This window comes from Streptomyces sp. NPDC059080, from assembly GCF_042739975.1.
Classification (GTDB): Bacteria; Actinomycetota; Actinomycetes; order Streptomycetales; family Streptomycetaceae; genus Streptomyces; species Streptomyces benahoarensis.
Map to the genome: position 1 here is coordinate 20,811 of NZ_JBHYGX010000063.1, position 6,458 is coordinate 27,268.

The 6,458-nt window shown below is 72.7% G+C and carries 4 protein-coding genes; 2 read left to right on the plus strand and 2 right to left on the minus strand.

The window, feature by feature from the left end:
- Positions 1–9 precede the first annotated feature (9 nt).
- Positions 10–2,586, plus strand: a complete 2,577-nt coding sequence (locus ACFWWQ_RS28690; protein ID WP_384602057.1) for an MFS transporter — start codon at positions 10–12, stop codon at positions 2,584–2,586.
- Between the two features lie 180 nt (positions 2,587–2,766).
- On the plus strand, positions 2,767–3,612 hold the full coding sequence (locus ACFWWQ_RS28695) for a YceI family protein (RefSeq protein ID WP_384602059.1): 846 nt from the start codon (positions 2,767–2,769) through the stop codon (positions 3,610–3,612).
- A gap of 214 nt (positions 3,613–3,826) precedes the next feature.
- Here the strand turns inward: ACFWWQ_RS28695 and ACFWWQ_RS28700 are convergent, their stop codons facing one another.
- The gene (locus ACFWWQ_RS28700; RefSeq protein ID WP_384602061.1) at positions 3,827–4,597 is read right to left on the minus strand and encodes a TetR/AcrR family transcriptional regulator; all 771 of its coding nucleotides are present in this window, start codon (positions 4,595–4,597) and stop codon (positions 3,827–3,829) included.
- Positions 4,598–4,654: 57 nt separating this feature from the next.
- Positions 4,655–6,220, minus strand: coding sequence for an MFS transporter (locus ACFWWQ_RS28705; RefSeq protein ID WP_384602063.1), 1,566 nt, complete (start codon positions 6,218–6,220; stop codon positions 4,655–4,657).
- Positions 6,221–6,458: the final 238 nt, after the last annotated feature.

The following is a 6,458-nucleotide window of genomic DNA, read 5'->3' on the forward strand; positions in this document are numbered from 1 at the left end:
AGGAACTACATGGCTACGACCACACCAGCCGGTGTGCGGGGCGGCCACGCCAAGCACGGGGGCATACCGGCCTCCGGACAGCCGCCCATGACGCATCGTCAGATCATGGAGGCACTCTCCGGGCTGCTGCTCGGAATGTTCGTCGCCATCCTGTCGTCGACCATCGTGTCGAACGCGCTCCCCGAGATCATCCACGACCTCGACGGCGGCCAGTCCGCCTACACCTGGGTCGTCACGGCGTCGCTGCTGGCGATGACCGCGACCACCCCGCTGTGGGGCAAGCTCTCCGACCTGTTCAGCAAGAAGCTGCTGGTGCAGATCGCGCTGGTCATCTACGTCGCGGGCTCGGTCGTCGCCGGTCTGTCGCAGAACGCCGGGATGCTCATCGCCTGCCGTGTGGTGCAGGGCATCGGCGTCGGCGGTCTGTCCGCCCTGGCGCAGATCGTCATGGCCGCGATGATCTCCCCGCGGGAGCGCGGGCGGTACAGCGGTTACCTCGGTGCCACCTTCGCCGTCGCCACCGTCGGCGGTCCGCTGCTCGGTGGCGTCATCACCGACACCAGCTGGATGGGCTGGCGCTGGTGCTTCTACGTCGGCGTGCCCTTCGCGGTGATCGCGCTGATCGTGCTGCAGAAGACCCTGAAGCTCCCCGTCGCCAAGCGCGAGGGCGTCAAGGTCGACTGGGCGGGCGCCTTCTTCGTCAGCGCGGCGGTCTCGCTGCTGCTGGTGTGGGTGACGCTGGCCGGTGACAAGTACGACTGGATGTCGTGGCAGACCGCCGCGATGGTGGGCGGCGCCGTCGTCCTCGGTGCGCTCTTCGTCCTCGTCGAGTCCAAGGCGACGGAACCGATCATCCCGCTGCGGCTGTTCCGCAACAAGACGATCACCCTCGCCTCGCTGGCCTCACTGTTCGTCGGTATCGCGATGTTCACCGGCACCGTCTTCTTCAGCCAGTACTTCCAGCTGGCGCGCGGCGAGTCGCCGACGATGTCCGGTGTGATGACGATCCCGATGATCGGCGGTCTGTTCATCTCCTCGACCGTCTCCGGCCAGGTCATCACCAAGACCGGCAAGTGGAAGGCGTGGCTGGTCTGCGGCGGCGTCCTGGTCACCGCAGGTCTGGGCCTGCTGGGCACCATCCGCTACGACACCGCCTACTGGCACATCGCGATCTTCATGGCCCTGATGGGTCTGGGCATCGGCATGATGATGCAGAACCTGGTGCTCTGCACGCAGAACCAGGTCGCGCCGCAGGACCTCGGCTCCGCCTCGTCCATGGTCACCTTCTTCCGCTCCCTCGGCGGTGCGGTCGGCGTCTCGGCGCTCGGTGCCGTGATGGCCACCCGGGTCACCCACTACGTGCAGGACGGCCTGGCCGCGCTGGGCCCGAAGGCGGCCAAGGCGGCGGCGCAGAGCGGCGGCGGGAGCGGGAGCATCCCGGACCTTGACGCGCTCCCGGCTCCGCTCCGTACCGTCATGGAGAGCGCCTACGGGCACGCCGTCGCCGATATCTTCCTGATCGCGGCTCCGTGCGCCCTGCTCGCTTTCCTGTTCACCCTGTTCATCAAGGAGGTCGCGTTGAAGACTCGCGGCGGACTGGCCCAGAACGCGGACGGCAAGGAGGCGGCCACCCCGGCCACCACCCCCGCGGCCACCCCGGCCCCCGCGGCCGCTGCGGCCGCGGCAGAGCGGGAGCCCGCCCTGGTGGGCGCGCCCGCACCCTCCGACGAGCACACGCCCACCTGGGCGCAGCCGGTCGCGGCGACGGCCACCCAGCCCCTGGCGGCGTTCGCGTCGGCCGGCGGCGGTGACGTCCCGGCCGGGCCGTCGATCACCGGCTTCATCCGCAACCCCGAGGGCCACCCCGTGCCGCGCTCCGCGGTCACGCTGATCTCCCTCAGCGGCCGTCAGCTGGGCCGCGCCGCCGCCCAGGCGAACGGTGCGTACGAGCTGACCGCCCCCGGCGCCGGTTCGTACGTGCTGATCGCGGCGGCCGACGGGCACCAGCCGCAGGCGTCGACGGTCGTCGTCGGCGACCAGCCGCTCGGCTACGACATCCTCCTCAGCGGCACCAGCGGCCTCGGCGGCCAGGTGCGCAGCGCGGTCACCGGGCAGCCGGTGACCGGGGCGATGGTCGTCGTCACCGATGTCCGCGGCGAGGTGCTGGCCACCGGCACCACCGGTCCCGAGGGCCACTTCGCCTTCGACGACCTGGCGTCGGGCACCTTCACCGTCGCGGTGAACGCCGCGGAGTTCCGTCCGACGGCCGTGCCGGTCGAGGTCGGCGGTCAGGGCACCACCCGCATCGAGGTGGAGCTGCTGTCCGGCGCGAAGGTGGAGGGTGTCGTGCGGGCCGGTTCCGCGCGGCGCCCGCTGTCCGACGCCCGCGTCACCCTGGTCGACGCGGCGGGCAACGTGGTGGCGACCTCCACCACCGGTGAGGACGGCGCGTACGCCTTCACCGACCTGGACGCCGGCGACTACACGGTCATCGCGAGCGGCTACCCGCCGGTCGCCAACGGCCTGCAGGTCGACGCCCGCGGGATCGACGGCTACGACGTCGAGCTCGCCCACCCCGGCGACTGACCCGCCGTCCGGGCACCCGCCCGGACGACGATGAACCCCGGACCGGGGCGCGCTTTTTGAGCGGAGACGCGCCCCGGGCCGGACCCCAGGGCTCCGGCAGCGGTGCTGCGCACAGGCAGGGGACGGCCTGCAGGCCGCTGCCGGAGCCCGATACGTACCAGGCAAGAAACGGGAGTGGGAATGACTTCGACGGGCGCGGGACCTGCGGGCGTACGGGCACAGGTCCGCACACGGGACGGCTGGGCGGTTCAGCACGCCGTGCTGACCGTCACCGACATGACGGGCGCGCAGATGCTGCGCGCGACGGCCGACGAGGACGGCGCCATCCGCAGCACCGAGCCGCTGCGGCCCGGTCCGTACACGGTGATCGTGACGGCCGTCGGCTACGCGCCGGTCGCCTCCAGCGCGATCGTGACGGCGAGCGGCCGGATGGACGTCGGCAACGTCGTGCTGGCGCGGCAGGGCGGCGCGGAGCTGCCGCCGCCCGGCACCTGGACGATCGACCCGATGCACTCGACGGTCGCGGCGAGCGCGCAGCACCTGGGCATCACCAGCGTGCACGGCCGGTTCACCGAGTTCAGCGGGCGGATCGAGATCGCCGAGGACCTGGAGAAGTCCGGTGTCGAGGCGGTCATCGCGGCGTCGTCGATCGACACCGGCAACGGCATGCGCGACGGTCACCTCCGGTCCGACGACTTCCTGAACGTCGCGGAGTTCGCGGAGATCACCTACCGCAGCACCGGCCTGGAACCGGCCGGACCCGACCGCTGGACCGTCCACGGCGACCTGTCGCTGCACGGCGTCGTCCGCCCGGTCGACCTGAGCCTGAGCTACCTCGGCACCGGCCCCGACCCGTGGGGCGGCGTGCGGGCGGCCTTCAGCGCCACCGCGGAGCTGCGCCGCGAGGACTTCAAGATGAACTACAACCAGGTCGTGGCCGCCGGTATCGCGGCGATCGGCACGACCCTGCGGGTCCAGCTCGACATCCAGGCGGTGCAGGGCGACTCGCTGCCGACGGCGGGCTGAGCGGCCCCGCACGACGGCGGTACGGATCGGCGTAGCGGTACGGATCGGCGCAGGGTACGGATCGGCGTACGGGACCGGGCCGGGCGCGGGCACCTTGGGGGGTGCTCGGGCCCGGCCCGGTTTCGGTTTCGGGCCCGGCCCGGTTCTCGTGCCCGGTCCCGTACGGGTCCGGCCCTCGGCGTCCCGGTCCCGTACGGGTTCAGCCCGTAGGGGCTCAGCCCCCGGTGGCCCGGTCCCGTAGCGTCTCGATGCCCGCGATCTGGAGGTCGAGGGCGAGGGTGAACTCCCGGTCGAGCATCTCGACGATGCCCTGACCCTCGCGGGCGTACCCGGCGCGGGCGGACAGCTCGCGGGTCTCGGCGTACTCGGGGCGGTCCGCCATGGCGGCGGTGACCTGCGCGAAGTAGTCGTCGAGGGAGACCCCGGCGGCCCGGCAGCGGGCCTCGTGCAAGGCGCGGATCGTCGCGAAGCCGTAGACGAAGTGGAAGACCGTGGCGAGGGCGCCGGAGGCCCGTTCGGGCTCCAGGCCGCTGCGGGCCATCACCCGCAGCGTGGCGTGGGAGAAGGCCAGCGAGCGGGGGCCGATGTTGAGGTACTCGCCGAGCAGCCGGGCCACCCACGGGTGGCGCAGCAGCATGTCGCGGTAGGCGGCGGCGAGGACCCGCAGCTGGTCGCGCCAGTCGGCGCCGCCGTCCTCGTCGGGCAGCCGCATCTCGCCGGCGACCGCGTCGATGGCCAGCTCCAGCAGATCGTCCTTGGTGTCGACGTACCAGTAGACGGACATCGCGGTGACGCCCAGCTCGGCGGCGAGGCGGCGCATCGAGAACTTCGCCAGACCGTCGGCGTCCAGCAGCCGGACGGTCGCCGCGACGATCTTGTCGAGGTCGAGTCCGTCCGGCTGGTCCGCCTTCCGCTTGAGCGGTGGGCGCCCGGCCAGCCAGACGCTCTTCGGCCGCTTCCCGGCGCCCTCTCCTGCCGCTGCCATGACGCCTCTTCCTCGCGCTTCGCCTCCCGCCGAGCGGGACGTGTTCCGCTTTCGATGCTATTCCGCCGCGGCGGCGGCTCCCTCCGGCGCCGAAAGGCCGGACGACGGCCCGGCCGACCGCTCCGCCCGCCGCAGCAGGACGGCGGCGAGCAGCCCGCCGAGGAACACCGCGGCGGCGCCCGTGAGTTGACCGGTGCCGATACCGGCGGCGAACGCGTCGTGGACGGCGGTACGCTCCGCGCCCGTACCGGACGTCGCGAGCGCCGCGGCCAGCGAACCGGCCCCGGCGGCGGCCACCGGCAGCAGCGCCTGGAAACGGGCGGTGAGCACCGCGCCGAGCACCGCCACGCCCAGCCCCTGGCCGAACTCCATGAGCGTGCCGTTGACCCCGGCGCCGACGCCCGCCTTGGCGGGCGGGATGGCCGACATGATCGCGTTGGCCATGGCGGGCATGGCGAGCGCGATCCCGGCGCCCATCACGATCAGCCCGGCGAGCATGCCGCCGTAGCCGGAGCCGCCGAGCGTGGCGATGAGGAGGAGGCCCGCGGCGAGCAGCGACATCCCGGAGACGATCATTCCGGGGGTGCCGAGGCGGGGCATCAGCCGCGCGCCGAGCCCGGTGAAGTTGATCAGTACGACGGTGACGGCGAGCGGCGCCATCCGCAACCCCGCCTCCAGCGGCCCGTACCCGAGGACGAGTTGGAGATGCTGGGTGAGCAGGAACATCGAGCCGCCCATGCCGAACGCGACGAGGATGCCGCCGGAGACGGCGCCGATGAAGCGGCGGTTGCGGAAGAAGTGCATGTCCAGCATCGGGTGCGGGGTGTGCAGCTCCCAGAGCGCGAAGGCCGCCAGCCCGGCGAACCCGACGGCGGCGGAGACCAGCACCTTCCCGGAGAGCCAGCCGTCGACCGGCCCGGAGATGATCGCGAAGACCACCCCGACCATGCCGGTCATCGACAGCACCGCGCCGAGCGGATCGGGCCGCTCGGTGCCCGGACTCTTCGACTCCGGTACGAGGGTGAGCACCGCGCACAGCGCGAGGACCGCGACCGGCAGATTGACGAGGAAGAGCGAGCCCCACCAGAAGTGGTCGAGCAGCGCCCCGCCGATGAGCGGACCGGCGGCGAAGCCCAGGGAGCTGACGGAGCTCCAGATGCCGATGGCTCTGGGCCGCTCGGCGTCGTCGAAGATCTGCATGACGACGGCGAGGGTGGTGGTGACCAGCAGCGCGCCGCCGACGCCCATCCCGGCGCGGGCGGCGATCAGCATCCCGGGCGAGGTCGCCAGGGTCGCCCCCAGCGAGGCGAGCCCGAACAGCGCCAGCCCGATGGCCAGCATCTTCTTGCGCCCGTAGCGGTCGGCGGAGTTCCCGGCGATGAGCAGCAGCCCGGACTGGACGAGCGAGTACGCGTTGACCATCCACTGCACATCGGCGGTGGTGGCCCCCAGATCCTCGGTGAGGGAGGGGATCGCGACGTTCAGGACGGTGTTGTCGAGGATGACGGTCAGCTGCGCGAGACAGATGACCGCGAGGATCAGCCAGCGTGTGGCGGAGCGGTCGGTCGGTGTGGGCGGGGCGGACGAGGGCGAGGGCGCGGTGTCGTGGGCGGAGGGGGGCATGTGCGGCTCCCGGGGCGGGTGGTGAGCGGAAGGGGACGTGCCGCCCTGGGGGCCCGCGCGGGTTCAGGTGCTCCCGTGGGGCCGGACGCCTGGAGCTCCGGGGTCCGTGGGGCCCGAACTGCCTGGTGTGGGGGAGCGGTGCGGGCGCCCGGTGCGGAATTTCCCGCGCCGGGCGCCGGGGTGGGGCGGAGGGGCCCGGGGCGGCGGGCGGGTGGCTCGCCCGCCCGGGCGCGGGGGT